This window comes from Hyalangium sp., assembly GCF_035629615.1.
Lineage (GTDB): Bacteria > Myxococcota > Myxococcia > Myxococcales > Myxococcaceae > Hyalangium.
The window spans coordinates 1-15556 of sequence record NZ_DASPHO010000597.1; the positions used below are offsets into that span (position 1 = coordinate 1).

At 69.3% G+C, this 15556-nt stretch carries 10 protein-coding genes; 2 read left to right on the forward strand and 8 right to left on the reverse strand.

Annotation, left to right across the window (positions count from 1 at the left end; all coding sequences use genetic code 11):
• Positions 1-465: 465 nt before the first annotated feature.
• From VD972_RS30030 to VD972_RS30045, 4 genes are all read right to left on the reverse strand, one after another.
• Positions 466-1449 carry a serine/threonine-protein kinase gene (locus tag VD972_RS30030; protein ID WP_324992199.1) on the reverse strand — a complete coding sequence of 328 codons (984 nt, stop codon included), beginning with the start codon at positions 1447-1449 and terminating at the stop codon, positions 466-468.
• Positions 1450-1701: 252 nt separating this feature from the next.
• Positions 1702-2082 (reverse strand): hypothetical protein, encoded by a 381-nt coding sequence (locus VD972_RS30035; RefSeq protein ID WP_324992200.1) that lies wholly within the window; start codon positions 2080-2082, stop codon positions 1702-1704.
• Positions 2083-2337: 255 nt separating this feature from the next.
• Positions 2338-5241 carry a CHAT domain-containing tetratricopeptide repeat protein gene (locus VD972_RS30040; RefSeq protein ID WP_324992201.1) on the reverse strand — a complete coding sequence of 968 codons (2904 nt, stop codon included), beginning with the start codon at positions 5239-5241 and terminating at the stop codon, positions 2338-2340.
• Positions 5242-5491: 250 nt separating this feature from the next.
• A complete protein-coding gene (locus tag VD972_RS30045) occupies positions 5492-9397 on the reverse strand; it encodes a protein kinase domain-containing protein (RefSeq protein WP_324992202.1) in 3906 nt (1301 codons plus the stop codon).
• A 226-nt stretch (positions 9398-9623) separates the two neighbouring features.
• On the opposite strand from VD972_RS30045, the gene VD972_RS30050 reads away from it, so the two are divergent.
• The gene (locus VD972_RS30050) at positions 9624-10487 is read left to right on the forward strand and encodes a sigma-70 family RNA polymerase sigma factor (RefSeq protein WP_324992203.1); all 864 of its coding nucleotides are present in this window, start codon (positions 9624-9626) and stop codon (positions 10485-10487) included.
• Positions 10488-10525: 38 nt separating this feature from the next.
• Here VD972_RS30050 and VD972_RS30055 read toward each other — a convergent pair whose 3' ends face one another.
• Entirely contained in the window at positions 10526-11623 is a 1098-nt protein-coding gene (locus VD972_RS30055) for an ADYC domain-containing protein (protein WP_324992204.1), read from the reverse strand.
• A 271-nt stretch (positions 11624-11894) separates the two neighbouring features.
• On the opposite strand from VD972_RS30055, the gene VD972_RS30060 reads away from it, so the two are divergent.
• Positions 11895-13067 carry a serine/threonine-protein kinase gene (locus VD972_RS30060; RefSeq protein ID WP_324992205.1) on the forward strand — a complete coding sequence of 391 codons (1173 nt, stop codon included), beginning with the start codon at positions 11895-11897 and terminating at the stop codon, positions 13065-13067.
• Positions 13068-13073: 6 nt separating this feature from the next.
• On the opposite strand, the gene VD972_RS30065 is transcribed toward VD972_RS30060, so the two are convergent.
• From VD972_RS30065 to ttcA, 3 genes are read right to left on the reverse strand one after another with little or no spacing between them, the layout of a single operon-like run.
• Positions 13074-13895, reverse strand: a complete 822-nt coding sequence (locus VD972_RS30065) for a phosphate/phosphite/phosphonate ABC transporter substrate-binding protein (protein WP_324992206.1) — start codon at positions 13893-13895, stop codon at positions 13074-13076.
• An 8-nt stretch (positions 13896-13903) separates the two neighbouring features.
• Complete coding sequence (locus VD972_RS30070; RefSeq protein ID WP_324992207.1) at positions 13904-14734, reverse strand: tellurite resistance TerB family protein; 831 nt, start codon at positions 14732-14734, stop codon at positions 13904-13906.
• The gene (gene ttcA, locus VD972_RS30075) at positions 14713-15549 is read right to left on the reverse strand and encodes a tRNA 2-thiocytidine(32) synthetase TtcA (protein ID WP_324992208.1); all 837 of its coding nucleotides are present in this window, start codon (positions 15547-15549) and stop codon (positions 14713-14715) included. The genes VD972_RS30070 and ttcA overlap by 22 nt, the downstream gene beginning before the upstream one ends.
• Positions 15550-15556 lie beyond the last annotated feature (7 nt).

The following is a 15556-nucleotide window of genomic DNA, read 5'->3' on the forward strand; positions in this document are numbered from 1 at the left end:
TCACGCGCGTGTCTTCCTGGGGCTGCACCGCTGGAGCGGAGAGCGCGGGGGTGACAGCCTCAAAGGGCGCCGCGCCGGGGCCAGCATCCGGTGACGCCAGGGTTCGCGCTACTTCCTGACCGGGAGTTCCTACCCACAGGGTAGGAGGCTGTTGAGAGCCGTCCAGAGTCGGCTCCAGCGTCGCAGCGCGCGCAAGCTCGCTGGAGTCACCTCGCCAGGCAAGCGCCACCACCCCCCCGGTCAGCAGGAGCCCCAGCGTCAGAGCGCCCACCGCTACAGGCCAACGCGTGGGCGCCAGAGGAGTGGAGGGAGGTGGCTCCGGGCGAGGCTCCTTCCCTGCCATTTCCTCGGGCGGACGACGGCGCATCTGACGCTGGTGCCGCATCCACTCCTGCCACTCGCGATGCTCCGAGCGCGCCAGGCGCAGCGCCGCTTCCTGCCCTGGCGCCACCGGTCCGGAGGGCCTCACGCCCTGCGTGGTCCGCGAGGCGGGCCCTGGCCCTGTGTACCACTCGAATGCCGGCTCGTCCCACTCCGGCCCCCCTCTCCCGCCGCCTGGAGCAGCACCTCGGCCGCCTCCTGTGCTCGGGCGTACCGGTCCTCCGGCCGCCGGGCCAGCAGGCTCTGGACGATGGCCGCGAGCGCCTCCGGGACTCGCGGGTTCCGCTCGCGCGCGTCAGGCGCCGGCCCCGACTGCACCGCCACCCAGTAGAGATCTCGCGGCAGGTGCACCGGAAACGGGTACTCGTCCGTCAGCACCCGGTGCGCCATGACTCCGAGCGCGTAGAGATCATCCGTGGGCCGGGCCTGGTAGCGGGCCTGAGCATCCGAGGCATGCGCTTGCGCGAAGGCCATGGCCTCCGGGCTCAGGTACACCTCAGTCACCGGCGGCAGCACGTGGCTGGTGAGCGGGGTGGCCCCCTCGTAGCCACTCGCTCCCAGATCCACCAGCACCAGTTCCCTTCCTCCCGGCCGCACCAAGGTATTGGCGCCCTTGACGTCCCGGTGCACCGAGCGCTCGCGGTGCAGCGCCTCCAGCGCCTCGGCGGCTTGCGCCAATAGCCTGGCCAACTGCCTCGGGGTGGGGTTGGTGCTGCGCGCCCAGGCGTACAGCGGCAGCCCCTCCACGTACTCCATCACCAGATAGGGAAAGCCCTTCTTGCGCCCCAGCCACCACCCCCAGGCTCGCAGCTTCACCACTCCCGGGTGCTTCACCCGCCGCAGCACCCGCCCCTCGCGCTCCAGGCGCTTGTCCCCGGGGCGCACCGCCAGCTTCAACGCGTGGAGCCGGCCCCAGCGCCTCACCAGGTACACCACTCCACTTCCCCCCGATCCCAGCTGGCGCACCACCCGCCAGGCCCCCACCTTCATTCCTTCCGGCAGCGCACCGGGAAGAATCGGCCCCGTGGGACGGTCCCCTCCCGGCAATAGACTCCGCAGCGGGCCCATGGCGGCACCCCTCCTCATGGGTCCTCAGGCTACCACCCTACCTTGCACGTTTCTCCCTGGTGCCACCTCCGGCGCTGGAACTCGGGTGGCTTGCGCTGGCTACCCAACAGGCAGACGGCGCTCCAGGTGCTGCACAGTTGAGCCTGCGGCGGTGCCCAGGACGGGGGAGAACATCCAGATCCGCTACCGGAGCGTCTGCCAGGCCCCTCCACCCCCTCCGTGAGGGCCTGCGGGAGGAGCGTGGCTCGGGAGTCACTTGGATGCGCCGAAGAACCCTGCGCGGTAGCCGGCTGCACGAAGCACGGAGGAGGCACGTGAGTTGAGAATGAGCAGGACTATCAAGCTCACGAGCGGAACGAACATGAGAAGGACCAGCAGGATCTTCCGAGTGGGTGACATCCCCATGCCCTTGGCCATACGGGAGACCCCGCAGAGTCCGAGCACGAGCGCGACCAGGCCGAGGAGTCCCGCGCCGGAGCCCATCGACTTCATCATCACCGTCATCGTGAAATAGACCAGGATGGCGATGATGATCAGCTCCTGGCCGCCCGCGACCTGCTCGAGGTCGCCCTCCAGTGCCGGGGCTCGAGCGACAGGAACTCTAGGGGATTCAGACGAATGAGCTGAGTGCACGAGGATCCCCTTGCTGGAATGGGCTGGCCGAAGGGCCCGCATCTGGGAGAGCCGGTGACTCGGAGAGCCATTCAGAGAATCTGCGGATTACGTGTTCGGCACTTTTTGAAGGGTAGGCGTAAGGTGGGGCTTGCGAGCTGCCCGTCTACTACCCAGACGAGCCCATGTTCGCCCCGGACCTGATGGCCGTGATGGACGCGAGAGCGGGGGTTGAGCAGGAGTCTCCTGCGGCAGCAGTCATGCCGCAGGGCCGCTTCAAGCAAGCTGGGGACCGACCTCCAGCGCACGCAGCGGCGCGTCCTGGCCCAGCGCGATGAAGGGTGCCCAGTAGTGTGGGTGAGGGTGGTTCTGGCGCACCGAGCGCATCGCCTCGTGCAGCGCGCTGCAGCGGCCCTGTCCCTCCAGCAGGTGGCGGTAGTACTCCTCCATCAGCACGCGGGTCGTCTCGTCGTTCACCTTCCACAGGCTCGTCACCACTGTCTCCGCTCCCGCCACGACGAGGGCCCGGCGCAGCCCGTACACACCCTGCCCCAGCTTCACTTCACCCCGCCCTGTGTCGCACGCCGAGAGCACCACCAGCTGGGTCCCCCACAGATTCAGTCCGGCCAGCTCCAGCGCCGTCACCAACGCGCTGTCTGAGCGAAGCGGGGGCACACCGGCGGCGTCAGGCGCTGAGCCACGTGCACTGGCCAGCACCAGTCCCGAGCGCAGCAGCGGATCGGACGGGCGCGGTGCGGAGGTATCCGCACCCAGCGCGCCGAAGTGGCCCACCGCGCGCGAGCCCCTGGGCGCAGGCATGGGGGCGTCCTCCATGAAAAAGCCGTGAGTGGCCAGATGCAGCACTCCGGGCGTGGGCTGGTTCAGCAGCCGCTCCTTGGTGGCCTCCGCCCCCAGGAAGAGCTGAGCCTGCGGCACCAGGCGCTGGATGGCCTCGGCCTCCTGGCGTGTCCCCGGCAGCGGCACCCACGGCCGCTCCGCCATATCCCCGTGCAGCGTGGAGTGCTCGGCCACCTCTGGCATCGAAGCTCCGAAGTCCGGGTCGGCCAGCACAACCACCGAGTGGGAAGGAGGCATGTCCCCCGTCCGTGGCAGCAGCTCCTTGCCGGAGTTGAGATAGATGAAGTCGAAGGAGTCGACGAGGAACTGGTCGCCATCGTGCACGGCGGCGAAGGGCACGAGGGAGAGCTGGCCATCCGTCGACAGGAAGAGGCGACGCGCTTCGCCCAGCAGTGGCCGCAGGGGCTTGAAGGTAAGCTCGTAGAGCGCCTCAGCGGTGGCTTGGAAGGAAGCATCCCGGTTGGCCAGAGCGTTGCGCAGGTGCGAGGCGGCCTGGTCGATAGGCTCGGCCGACCCCAGATCCAGGACGCGGATGGAGGTATTCGGGAAGAGCACGAGCGCCAGGTAGCGGAGCTGGGCGGCGCGCTGCACCCCAACGGTTCCGGGCTGGGGCCAGAGCGGATGGTCCTGGTAGGCGATCAGCTCGATGAGGGCGCCATCCTGCGGGAGCGATGCGGCGACCGCATCCACGATGTCATCGGGAGATGGCAGCGCGGCCAGCGCGCGCAGCGGAGCCGAGCGCTTGGCCAGATCGGCTTCGAGAGCATCGCCCTGGTCGGCCAGTTCCTTGATGCGCCGCTGGTAGTCCATGGAGGACATCGAGCCTGGCCTCTGGAGCGCCAGCGCGGAGAGCTGTGTGCGCAGCTCCCGCAGCCTCTCGAAGGCCTTGCGATCCTGCGCGCTCAGGCTCTGGTAGATCGTCCGGGAAGTGTCGCCGGCCTCGTCGACGGAGCGGCCCTTGAGCAGCAGCACAGCGGTCAGCGCCAGCCTTTGCGCGCTGGCGTCGCCTGGGTGCTTCCGCAGCAGCGTGTACAGACGCTCCTCGCTGGTCCGCAGGAACTGGAGGAAGCTGGCCAGCCGGGAGTTGGAGAAGTCGAGCGCCTCCTGGCGCAGGCGCTGCTCGGACATGACGAAAGCGCGCCAGAACAGGGATAAGGCGTCGGCCAGACGATCCTGGGCCAGCCGAAGCTCCGCGAGGTTGTAGAGCTCCTTCGCGACCAGGGGGTGATGGGCGCCCAGGGCCTCTTCTCGAATGGCCAACGCGCGCTCGTAGAGCGGCTCGGCGCGGCTGTACGCTCCCCGAGCCCGGTGGAAGCAAGCGAGGTTGGTGAGCGAATAGGCCACGTCGGGATGGTGGGGACCCAAGGCCGCTTCTCGAATGGCGAGCGCACGCTCGGTGAGGGCTTCCACCTGGTCGTACACCCCTTGAACCGCATAGAGCTCTGCAAGGTTGTTGAGCGTCCGGGCCACATCGGGGTGGCCTGGGCCAAGGGCGACCTCGTAGATGGCGAGCGCGCGCTGGTAGAGGGGCTCGGCTCGGTCGTACCTCGCCTGCTCGAGGAAGAGCGTGGCGAGGTTGTTGAGCGAGGTGGCGACGAGCGGGTGGTTCTCACCCAGCGCCTCTTCCCGGATCTCGAGAGCGCGCTCATAGAGCGGCCCGGCGCGGCACGGCACGCCCTGCTCCCGATAGAGGTTGGCCAGGTTGTTGAGCGTCTGAGCGACAGCGGGATGGCGGGGGCCCAGGGCCGCCTCGCGAAGGGCGAGCGCGCGCTGGTAGTGGGGCTCTGCGCACCCGTACATCCCCTGCCTCGCGGAGAGCCGGGCGAGGCCGTTGAGCGACTCGGCGACGGCGGCATGGCCGGGGCCCAGGACCGTCTCCCGGATGTCGAGCCCCCGCTGGTAGAAGAGCCGGGCCCGATCGTACAGCCCCTGGTCCGCGTAGAGGTTGGCCAGGGTGTGGAGTGACTCAGCAATGTCGGCATGACCGCTGTTGTCCAGGACCGCTTCCCGAAGATCGAGCGCACGCTGAAACAGCGGCTCCGCCCGGGCATGGTCACCCTGACGGTGGTGGAGATTCCCGAGCAGGTTGAGACAGCTTGCGAGCTTGGGAGGTGAGTCCCCCTGAACCCCTTCTCGCAGCGCAAGTGCACGCTCGCTCAGGGGGAGGGCGTCGGCGTACCGACCTGCCTCGAGCAGCCGCCTGGCCTCTTCATAGGCGGTCCGCGCCTCCTGCAGCCTCACCGCTGGCTGCGCCTCCCTCACCAGGGCTCTGGCCCAACGGAGAGAACTGTCCCCCTTCATCTTCGCGCGCGCCTGCTGCATTTCCATTCTCCGGCGGGCCTGAGCAATCCCTGTGCCGCCCCGAGGGTATCGGCGCGCATGGCTGGGACAGCCGCCGCTCACGAAACCCCGGAGCCGCCGACGTGTCGTCCGTGTGTCGGCGACGCGTCGGCGGCCCTAGGGCCCCTCGCAGCTCCCCCCCAGCCCTTCAGCTGCTCCGGGTTGTTTGCCCGCAACTGGAGGAGCCAGTGTGGTTGAAAATGATGCAAAGAATTCGTGGGGGGGGTCGCCCTTACCGGGGAGAGAACGAGGCACAGACGCGCACGCCGATTGCCGCGTCGCGTTGCGTTGGATCGCCCGCGGACAGGTTCGCCAGGTGCGCAGCGAACGAGTCGTAGTACCACGCCCCTCCTCTTAGGGCGATGCGCCCCAGATCCCGCGTCACCGAGCGCGTGAGCTCGTAGACATTGCCTGACATGTCGACCAGGCCGAATGGGCTCACCGAGGCCGGGTGGTCGCCCACCATGTCCGGCCCGAAGACATTGAGCTCCCGATCGTAGGTCCTGTCGATGTTGGCATCGGCGGGCAGCAGGTGGTCCCCATGAGGGTAGCGCCGGCCATCCGCACCGCGGGCGGCGTACTCCCACTCATGCTGGCTGCACAGGCGCGCTCCCGGCAGGCGCCCCGAGCGGTCAAGCCAGTAGAAGTAGCCTGCCAGATCCTCGGCCGAGACGCCTGACAAGGGAAACCGGCGCCAGTCGGCGGCGTTGCGCTGCGTCCACCACGGGTAGCGGAAGGGGTCCCCCTCCCGTGCCGTGGAGACAACATCCCGCGACTGGTAGAGGGAGAAGGTCCAGCCATCCTCGGAGGACTGCCGCAGTGTCACCGCCCTCCCCGTGGCGCCAAAGCGCGGCTGCTCGAGGATGCGTCTCGCGGGAGCTCCAGGCGGCAGTGAGTCCAGATAGGCCATCCAGTCGCCGAACGTCACCTCCGTCTCCCCGATCAGGTAGCCCTCGGTGAGGCAAAACCGGTGCAGCGGCGAGGTGAGCATGTAGATCCGTACATCCTCGGGCTCGTCACTTCCCAGGAGGAAGCAGCCGGGAGGGATGTAGCGATAGCCAACTGGCACCGCGGTGGGGAGCACGACGTGGATCTGCTCGCGGCCGCCGTGAGTGAGCAGCAGCGGGATGTCCACCGCCGCGCGGTCCGGGTGCGAGAGGTGGAGGTGGTAGGAGCCCTCGGGGAGCTCCATGACGAGGGAGCCAGGCGTGGGGCTCCGGGCACCGGCCTGCTGAACGGGCACCCTGCGCCGCACTCCTTTGAGGTCGGTGTAGCGCTCGATCGTGACGCTCGCGCCGGGGGGCTCGGTCACGAGCTCGAGCTCGGCCGGAGCCAGGAGCCGCTGCCGCCACTTCACGCCCTCGCTCGACGCGTCCGTCACCTGCTCCAGGCGCTGCATCCGCTCTTCCCGCTCGCGCCGCTGGTGGAAGTGCTCGGCCAGCAGGATGCGCTCGTAGGAGACCTCCGCGATGAGCTGGCGCGTGCCCGCATAGCTGCGGTTGCGATCGAGAGCTCTCTCGAGGACCCGGCCGGCGCGGGCGTACGCCGCATCAGCCTGCTCTCGCAGAGCGAGCGCTTCGGCCCATCGCCGCTCGGCGGCATCCCGGAGGCTGTGGGGGCCCGACGCGGTCTCGGTGGTCTCAGACGAAGGGGCCCGGCCATCGAACAGCGAGAGCGCTTCCTCGCGGCGCGTGACGGCCTGTTGGGAGAGCGAGCGCCCCATGGCGAGGTCATCCCGCGCGAGGCCCTGCTGCTCGGTGACGAAGCGCGAGTCCTCGAGGTACGTCTGCAGGCGGAGTCCTCCATAGGAGGCGGCAATGGCCAGCGCCACGGCCAGCGCGGCGAGCCAGCGGCGCCACCGCTGGCGTGCCAGCGCGCGACGGGAGGCGAGCAGGAACGCGCGCTCCCGGGGCCCCAGGGTGGAAGGAGCCAGAGCGCTCGCCTCATTGAGCTGGCGCTGCCCCCAGAGCGCCTCCCGGGCTCGCAGCAAGCGCGCCCACTCGGCGCTCGCCACCTCGACCCGCTTGCGCACCACCCGGTGGCCGATGTCGTCGTCGAGCCAGTCGCGCAGGGTGCCCCAGCTCTCGATCAGCGAGTCGTGAGCGATCTCCCAGTGGGCCAGGCCCCCCACGGTGCGCGTGTGCAGGAGGCGGCCGTCAACGAGCGCATCCAGGGCAGCGCGGGCGGCCCCCTCCGAGCCCTCGACGAGCTCCTCTTCACTGCGCTCGACGCGTGTGCCCTCGGCCGTCACGAGCCGCAGCAAGAGGCGCCGCGCCGACTCGCGCCCGGCCGGATTCAGGCGCGCGAGCACCCCATCGGCGTGCCGTGACAGCGCACCGGCCACCCCTCCCATCTCGTCGAGCGCCGCCTGGGTAATGCAGCCCAGCGCCGCGTCGCGCCGCTCCCACAGCTCGGCGAGCGCGAACTGGAGCAGGGGCAGGCTGCCCACACCTCGCGCCGTGGAGGCCACAAGCGTCTGGACAAGCTCCTCGGATTCGAAGACCACGCCGCGGCTGCGCGCGGGACCCGCGGTGGCCTCGCGCACACCTTCGGGGGACAAGGGACGGAGGATGTAGAGCGCCCGCTCCGCCTCGTCGCCCAGGCCAGGCAGCGCGCACACCCGCGTCAGGAAATCGCCCCGCACCGCCAGGAGCACGCGCACACCCGCGGCCGGCAAGGCCAGCTCTCCGAGGATGCGGGCAAAGTGAGCCGCCTGAGCTGGCTCAGAGATGGTGATGAGCTCTTCGAGCTGATCGATGAAGAGGAGCAGGCCGCGCCCGACCTGGTGCGCCTCGCGCAGCGCCCGCCCGAGCCAGGCCGGCGTGTCCGAGAGTGTCGTGACGAGCTCCGTCTCCGTCCGGCCCAGAAAGGGCGCGAGCGCGGCGGCCAGGGCCTCGAGCGGGCGGTGGCCGGGCCAGAGCGTGACCGTGGACATCTCTCGGTCTTCATCCAGGGCACCGGCGGCCACCCGCGGCAGCACCCCGGCACGGCACAGCGAGGACTTGCCAGCTCCGGAGTCGCCGGCGACGAGGACCAGAGGCTGGTGACGGAGGCGCTCGAGCACGGCGCGGATGTCGGCGTCTCGCCCAAAGAAGAGCGCCCGGTGCTCGGCCTCGAAGGGAGCCAGCCCACGGTAGGGGTTGCTCGCGGCCAGCGGCGTGGGCGAGCTGACCCGCTCGAGGCGCTCGAGGGCTTCGCAGAGCGCGTTGGCCGACGCGAAGCGGTCGCGCGGCTCGACTGCGAGGCACCGCTGGATGATGGCAGCGAAGTCCGGATCGATGATCGGAGTGGAGCCGGACGGCGGAGCGATCCGCTGAGGGGGCTTGCCAGCCAGTGGCAGCGCTCCAGTGCTCAGCTCGTGGAGGACGAGCCCCAGCGCGTAGATGTCGCTCTGCGGGGTCGCCGGAGCACCCGCACGGAGCTCTGGCGCCATGTAGGGCAGCGTGCCTGCCAGGAGAACCTTGCCGGACGAGGACGCGTCTGGCACCTGCTCAATGCGCTTGGCCAGACCGAAGTCGAGCAGCTTCACCTCTCCGGCGTCGGTGACGAGGGCATTCGCAGGCTTGAGATCGCGGTGGAGCACTCCCTGGCGATGCGCCGCCGCGAGCCCCCGGGCCAGCCCGAGCCCCAGGCCGAGGGCCTGCCGCCACGGTACTGGCAGGGGCAGCTGCGCGAGGCTGCGGCCGGTGATGTACTCGGAGACGATGTACGGATGCCCGTCGGCCTGACCGGTGCGGAACACGCGGACGACGTTGGGGTGCTGCAGGCGAGAGATGATGCGGGCCTCGCCCTCGAAGTATGAACGGACCCAGGGCTTGGGGTTGCTGTCCGCGATGAACTTCACCGCCACGGGCCGGTCCAGCGAGGTGTCATGCGCCAGGTAGACAAGGCCCATGCCGCCGCGGCCGAGCAGTCGCTCCAGGCGGAACTCGTCGAACACATCAGGCGGCGTCCACGGCTCATTGGCCCTGTCCCTGGACAGGTCAGGGGGAGCGGGGCGCTCCTGGGGGGCCTTCCCTTCCATAGGCCCCTCCAGCGCGATCTCGGCGAGCAGGCGCCTGCATTCATTGCACCCGGCGGCGTGACGATGGGCGCTGGCCAGCTCCTCAGCCCCCAGCAGGCCTTCACCCAGCGCCATCAGGACGTCGTCCGTCAGGCAAGCGGATGCGCCTGAATCATGACCGCTGGAGCTCGGCGAAGGAGTGGGAATGGTGGACCGAGGGTACCCAGAGTCCGAGGGCCCATCAATGGCTCCCATCAATGGCTCCATTGCTGGCTCGGCGGACGGCGTGGTACAGGCAATACCAATGACAGGAATACCCGGTCTGGCCGCGACATTTCTCGCACACGCGAGGGTGCGCCTCGTGCCACCCGCGGATGCCTCCGCGCTCGAGGAGCTGCTCGTCCGTGTGTGGAAGGACGCCCGCGCACAGTGGCCGACCGTGACAGTCCCTGCCGAAGCTTTCGTCAAGCACCTCGCCGAGCGGCTCCCCGCCGCGAGCCCCAACAGCCCCATCGATCAGCTCCTTGCTCAGCTGTCCCTGGCGGAGCTCTATCTCGCGTGTGCGTGTCTCCAAGGCGCTGCCCCCGCCATCAAGCTCTTCGAGGAGCACTACCTCACGAAGCTGCGAAAGCTGCTGGGGCATCGTCGCCAGTCCCCTACCACCCTCGACGAGATCTGCCAGCTGGCTCGCGTGAAGATCCTGGTCGCCACGCCCGAGGGCCCCCCGAAGATCGCCGAGTACACCGGCAAGGGCGCACTGCTGGGCTGGGTGCGCGTCACCGCCGTGCGCATCGCCATCAAGCTGCAGGCCTCCGACAAGAGCGCCTCCGAAGAAGATCTTGATGTCGCCGACTCGGCGCTGCCACCGCCAGGGGTCGCTCCGGAGCTGGACATCATCAAGCAGCGCCACCACCCCGACCTGCGCCAGGCCATGCGCGATGCCTTCTCCTCGCTGTCGGCCGATGATCGTCACCTGCTCCGCCTCTATTTCGTCGATCAGCTCTCGATGTATGAGCTGGCCACGCTCTTCGGCGTCAGTCAGCCGACGATCTCCCGCCGGCTGAAGAATGCACGAGAGTTGGTCTACCAGGAGACCCGGCGCAAGCTGCAGGAGCGCTTGGGCCTCTCCCAAAATGACTTCCAGAGCTTCATCAACCTGCTCGACAGCCAGTTCGAGCTGCGCATCAGCCAGCTCCTCGGAGAGGAGGGCCCGGTGCCTCGGTAGCCAGCCCCGAGCCGCCGCGGCCCTGCCCCCACGCCGTGCTAGTTACCAGGGGCTGGAGCGGTGACAGCCGGCCGGGTGCCGTACGAGTGATTCCTCAGCAGCGCCGCCTTGGGGCTCGCGCCCGCCTGCTGAACCGCGCACCGGTCTCCCTCTCCCAGCTCGGCCACCGCGCCCTTGCGGAAACGGTTGGGGCACTCCTGGAGGACCGTCTCCAGCGCGCGGCCATCACGGGTGCGAGACAGGCAGGTGGCCCCATCCGGTCCCCACGCTGCCTCGAACGAGGCCTTCGCGGGATCCCACGCCGCCGAGACCTCCTTGGTCCGCGCGAGCAGGCCGAGCTGATCGTACATGTCGATGGGGTTGTCCTGGTACGTGTGACTCTTCCCGTTGCCGCAGTAGTCCGCACGCGCCATGCGGGTGCAGGCCTGGTGGAGCTCGGTCAGCGACTGCCCGCCGCGGCTCCCCCAGGGCTTGTAGCCCCAGAGGGCGCACTTGGTGATGGCGCCATTCTCGCAGGCGAAGGTGAACCGGCCCGGGACGTCCTTGCGTGCGCCAGTCGCATCCCAGACGCCGCCCACCGCAAGCGCCCGAGGATCGGGCACACGGTCCACCGCCACGCACGGGTTCTCCCACTCCTGGGCCACGGAGTTCCAGGCCTCGATGCGGTACCAGACCATCTCGGGATCCTCGGAAGAAGGCTCGGCGCCGCAGATGGCCACCTCCACGGGCTTGCCGTCGCTTGCCGTCCCCTGGAGCACCGTGCCGACGAGGCTCTGGCCTGCAGCCGGGGCCTCGAGGTGCCCGCCCGCGAGCCGCAGGGTCTTCACCTCGGCATCCGCCAGCCGCTTGGGCTCGAGGCCGGCCGAGATGAGCACGCTGCTGCGCTGCTCGGCTACTTTCTCGGTGTCCCAGGACCGCTTGGTGCCCCACAGCATCGTCCCCTGAGGCTTGAAGGAGCGCTGGGGCGCCTCGGACTGGCACCGCCGCGCGTAGCGGTCGTCCTGGGATGCCGGGGCCGCCGCGCTCCCGACTTTGGGACGCTCGGCCTTGGGAGCGGTCGGAGGCGGGGCGGCATGCGCCACCGCAGTGAGCTGAAGACACAGTCCGGCAAGCAGGCACTTCTCAAGCAAGGTCATGGCGTTCTCTCGACTGAAGTTGAAGGAATGGGCCGAACCGCCGGCCCTCAACTGCAAAGAGACAGGGACCGGGAAAATCATTCATCGAATCTTCCGCTCCCCCTGTGCCCAGGAGAATGGCCTCCAGGCCAGGGACGGACCGTGGATCCCGGCCGGAATCCGCCCCCCCGCCTGCTCCCAAGGCGGGAAATCCCGCGAGACGGGCTTCCGCCCACGGGCCTCGCGCGGCTATCGTTCCGAAGACGTGGAGACCTTCGGGCGCTATGAGCTCATGAAGAAGCTCGCTGCTGGCGGGATGGGGCAGGTCTACCTCGCCCGCCAGAAGGGGCCCGTGGGCTTCCAGAAGCTGCTGGTGGTGAAGCGGCTGCTGCCCCACCTCTCCGAGGACGATGAGTTCATCCAGATGTTCCTGGACGAGGCGCGCATCGCCGCGCTCCTCAACCACCCGAACATCGCCCAGATCTATGACCTGGGAGAGGTGGACGGCATCTACTACATCGCCATGGAGTACGTGCATGGCGAGGCCATTGCCGAGGTGAACAAGCGCGCCATCCAGCGCCGGGGCGCCATGCCAGTGGCGCTCAAGTGCCGCGTCATCTCGGACGCCGCCGCCGGCCTTGACGCTGCGCACCATGCGCGCAGCCCCTCCGGGCGCAAGCTGGCCCTGATCCACCGGGATGTGTCGCCGCAGAACGTGCTCGTCGGCTTCAACGGCAACGTGAAGATCATCGACTTTGGCGTGGCCAAGGCCGCCGGGAAGCTCTCCCAGACGACGGCGGGCCAGATCAAGGGCAAGCACGCCTACATGTCCCCGGAGCAGGCCAAGGGCGAGCCGCTGGACCACCGCTCGGACGTGTTCGGCCTGGGCACGGTCTTCTACGAGCTGCTCACCAACACGCGCCTCTTCAAGCGTGAGTCGGAGATGGCGACCCTCAAGGCGGTGGTGGGCACGAAGATTCCCCCTCCCTCGGAGGTAGTGCCGGGCATCCCCAAGGCGCTGGACGCGGTGGTGCTCAAGGCGCTGGCGCGCAACCGGGACGAGCGGTTCGCCACCGCGGGAGACATGCAGCTGGCCATCGAGGACTTCCTCTTCAGGCAGCAGCAGCCCAGCACCACGGCGCACCTGGCCGGCTTCATGCGGGAGATCTACGCCGAGGAGCTGGAGGAGGAGTTCTCCAGCGAGCCGACGATCATCGCCTACGATCCGCGGCTCCCGAGCCGCAAGCCCCCCGCGCCCATCGTGGACGAGTCCGCGCCGACGGCGCTGGTGCCCGTCCACAAGTCGCCCCCTCCCGAGGTGCTCGCTGCTCCCTCCAAGCACACGGCGGCCAGCCCGATCCCGAAGGCCCCCAAGGTCACCCCACCGCCGAAGGCCGCCTCGGAGGCCGCCGCGAAGGAGGCCGCGGCCCGGAAGAGCTCCCGGAACGGCAAGGGCGACAAGTAGGGCCGCTCAGAGGCTGGCCAGGGCCACTCGGTAGAGGGCGCGGTAGCCCATGCGCGGCGCAGGCTCGAAGCGATCGGCGCTGAAGACCTTCTTCAGCAGCTCCTGGCCCTCGGGCGAGTCTCCCAGCCCCAGCAGCGTGGACTCCAGCGTGCTCACCAGTGGGGCCGGCACGTTCATCGCCACCGGCACGCCGTCGTTGGGCGCCTCCTCGGTGTAGGCGATGAGATCGAACTTCTCTCCCGTGCGCCCCCCCAGCACCTTCTCCACGCCCGCGGTGTAGCTGAGGCCCGTAGAGGCCGGCGGACAGAAGACGCCCGCCACGTCCGCCGCCCCGGACAGCACCTCCTCCAGCGCCCCGCGATAGGAGCCCGTGAAGTGCTGCGCGGTGAAGGTGCGCACTGGCTCCACACCCTGCGCCTTCAGGTACGCCACCGGCAGCAGGTAGCCCGCCACGGCGTCTCGATCCACCCACGCCGCGGTGGTGCCCTTCAGCCGCTCCACCGACAGCTGCGCGCCGGCCCGGCACACGAGCGCGGACCGGTAGGAGGACATGCCCAGGCGCACGCCGCGCACCAACACTCGGATGCCCATGGCCTCGGTGCGCGCACACACGAAGGGCGGCGCCCAGGCCGCGTCCGCACGCCCGGAGAGCAGATCCTTGGCGAGCGCCTCGTAGTTGGCCGCCACGCTCACCTCCACGGGCTTGCCCAGGGCCTCCTGGAGGAAGGAGACGAGCTTGTCCCCACGGTCCCGCGCGTACTCGCTGCCCAGCGAGGGCGGCAGCACGAAGCGGAACGCGGTGCGGGAGCTGGGAGAGTTCACGGACATACGCCCGCCTAAGCCCCCGCTCCTCGATCGAGGCGGGACACCTCGTCATCCGCCAGCCCGAACGTCGCCTGCAGCAGCTCCAGGATGCGCTGCTCGGCGGGGCTGGCCGTCCCGGAGGCATGGGCGATCTTCGTGGCCAGCCGGTACGCCTTCAGCCGCTGCGCGTGCGTGTTGAGCCCGTGGGCCAGGATGTGGAGCCGCTGCGGCAGGCCCTCGGTGGCGAGCGCGGACACCGCCTCGCTCACGAAGCCCTGCGCCCGCTCGGGGCTCACGTTCTGGAAGAGCGGATCGGCCGCGAAGCTCTCCACCAGCGCCCGCGCCTCGGCCTCCTTGAGCTGGCCGTCCGCCGCGGTCACCAGCACCATCACCTCGGCGTACAGCCGCTCCAGCGGCTCACCCAGCGCCTCGGACAGGCTCCCCCCCTGCTCGATGATGTCGATGATCTGCGCCACCTCGTCCTCGGAGATTCCGAGCGCGGCCTGGATCGTCTTCAGCAGCCCCAGCTCCAGGCGCGTGGCGCGCTGGTCCGCCAGGGCCACCGCCGCGGCCAGGCCAAAGGCCAGCATGCGGTTCTTGTGGTCCGGCAGCCGCGTGCGCAGCGAGGCGAGGATCTCCTGCAGATCCTTGGCCTGGGACAGCCGCTGGGCGCAGGACTCCACCAGCGCGTTGAGCTCCTCGGGCCGGGTCCCCTCGAACTCGGGGCGCTCGATGACCCGCCGTAGCAGCGTGCGGATCTCGAGCTGGGAGACGGCACCGTCGGCCATGGCGGCCAGGAGCATTGCCTCCACCAGTGCGGCGTTGCGCTGCTTGCGCGCGTTCAGGGCCTGCTCTCGAGCCATGCGCTGGCGCTCCCTTCAGAGGTGTGAGGGGTAGAGGCCTCCTCTTTCGCATCAGGAGACAGGAAATCGAAGAGATTTCGGTCCAGCAGGTGGCTGGGCCGCACGTTGCCCATGGCGGCCAGCAGGCTCTGGCGGACGTTGGGGATCTCCTTGCCCAGCTCCTCCACCAGCCGCTGCATGCGCTTGCGCTGCAGGTTCTCCTGCGTGCCGCACAAGTCACAGGGGATGATGGGGAACTGCTTGAGCTCGGCGAACCGGGCGATCTCCTTCTCCGGCGCGTAGCACAGCGGGCGGATGACGGTGTTGCGCCCGTCATCGCTCTTCAGCAGCGGGGGCATGGCCTTGATGGAGCCCGCGAAGAAGAGGTTGAGCAGCAGCGTGTGGATGAGATCGTCCCGGTGGTGCCCCAGGGCGATCTTGGTGCAGCCCAGCTCCACCGCCGCCGTATAGAGGATGCCCCGGCGCATCCGCGAGCAGACCGCGCACTGCGTCTTCCCGGGCGGCGTCTTCTCGAGGACGATGCTGTAGGTGTCCTCCTTCAGCAGCTTATAGGGGTAGCCCTCCTGCTGGAAGTAGCCCTCCAGCTTGTCCGCCGGGAAGCCGGGGTGGCCCTGGTCCAAGTTCACCGCCAGCAACTCGAATCGCACCGGGGCACGCCGCTGCAGCTCCCGCAGCAGGTACAGCATGGTGTAGGAGTCCTTGCCACCCGACACCCCCACCATGATGCGGTCGCCCTCCTGGATGAGGCCATAGTCCGCGATGGCCCTCCCCATGTGACCGAGCAGGTTCTTCTCCAGCCGTTGGATGTCACTCATGGCGTAC

Bases quoted from the DNA above. Each gene is read 5' to 3' on its own strand.
- VD972_RS30030 (WP_324992199.1), bottom strand. From the start codon at position 1,449: ATGGGCCCGCTGCGGAGTCTATTGCCGGGAGGGGACCGTCCCACGGGG.
- VD972_RS30040 (WP_324992201.1), bottom strand. From the start codon at position 5,241: ATGCAGCAGGCGCGCGCGAAGATGAAGGGGGACAGTTCTCTCCGTTGG.
- VD972_RS30045 (WP_324992202.1), bottom strand. From the start codon at position 9,397: ATGGCGCTGGGTGAAGGCCTGCTGGGGGCTGAGGAGCTGGCCAGCGCC.
- VD972_RS30055 (WP_324992204.1), bottom strand. From the start codon at position 11,623: ATGACCTTGCTTGAGAAGTGCCTGCTTGCCGGACTGTGTCTTCAGCTC.
- VD972_RS30060 (WP_324992205.1), top strand. From the start codon at position 11,895: ATGAAGAAGCTCGCTGCTGGCGGGATGGGGCAGGTCTACCTCGCCCGC.
- VD972_RS30065 (WP_324992206.1), bottom strand. From the start codon at position 13,895: ATGTCCGTGAACTCTCCCAGCTCCCGCACCGCGTTCCGCTTCGTGCTG.
- VD972_RS30070 (WP_324992207.1), bottom strand. From the start codon at position 14,734: ATGGCTCGAGAGCAGGCCCTGAACGCGCGCAAGCAGCGCAACGCCGCA.
- ttcA (WP_324992208.1), bottom strand. From the start codon at position 15,549: ATGAGTGACATCCAACGGCTGGAGAAGAACCTGCTCGGTCACATGGGG.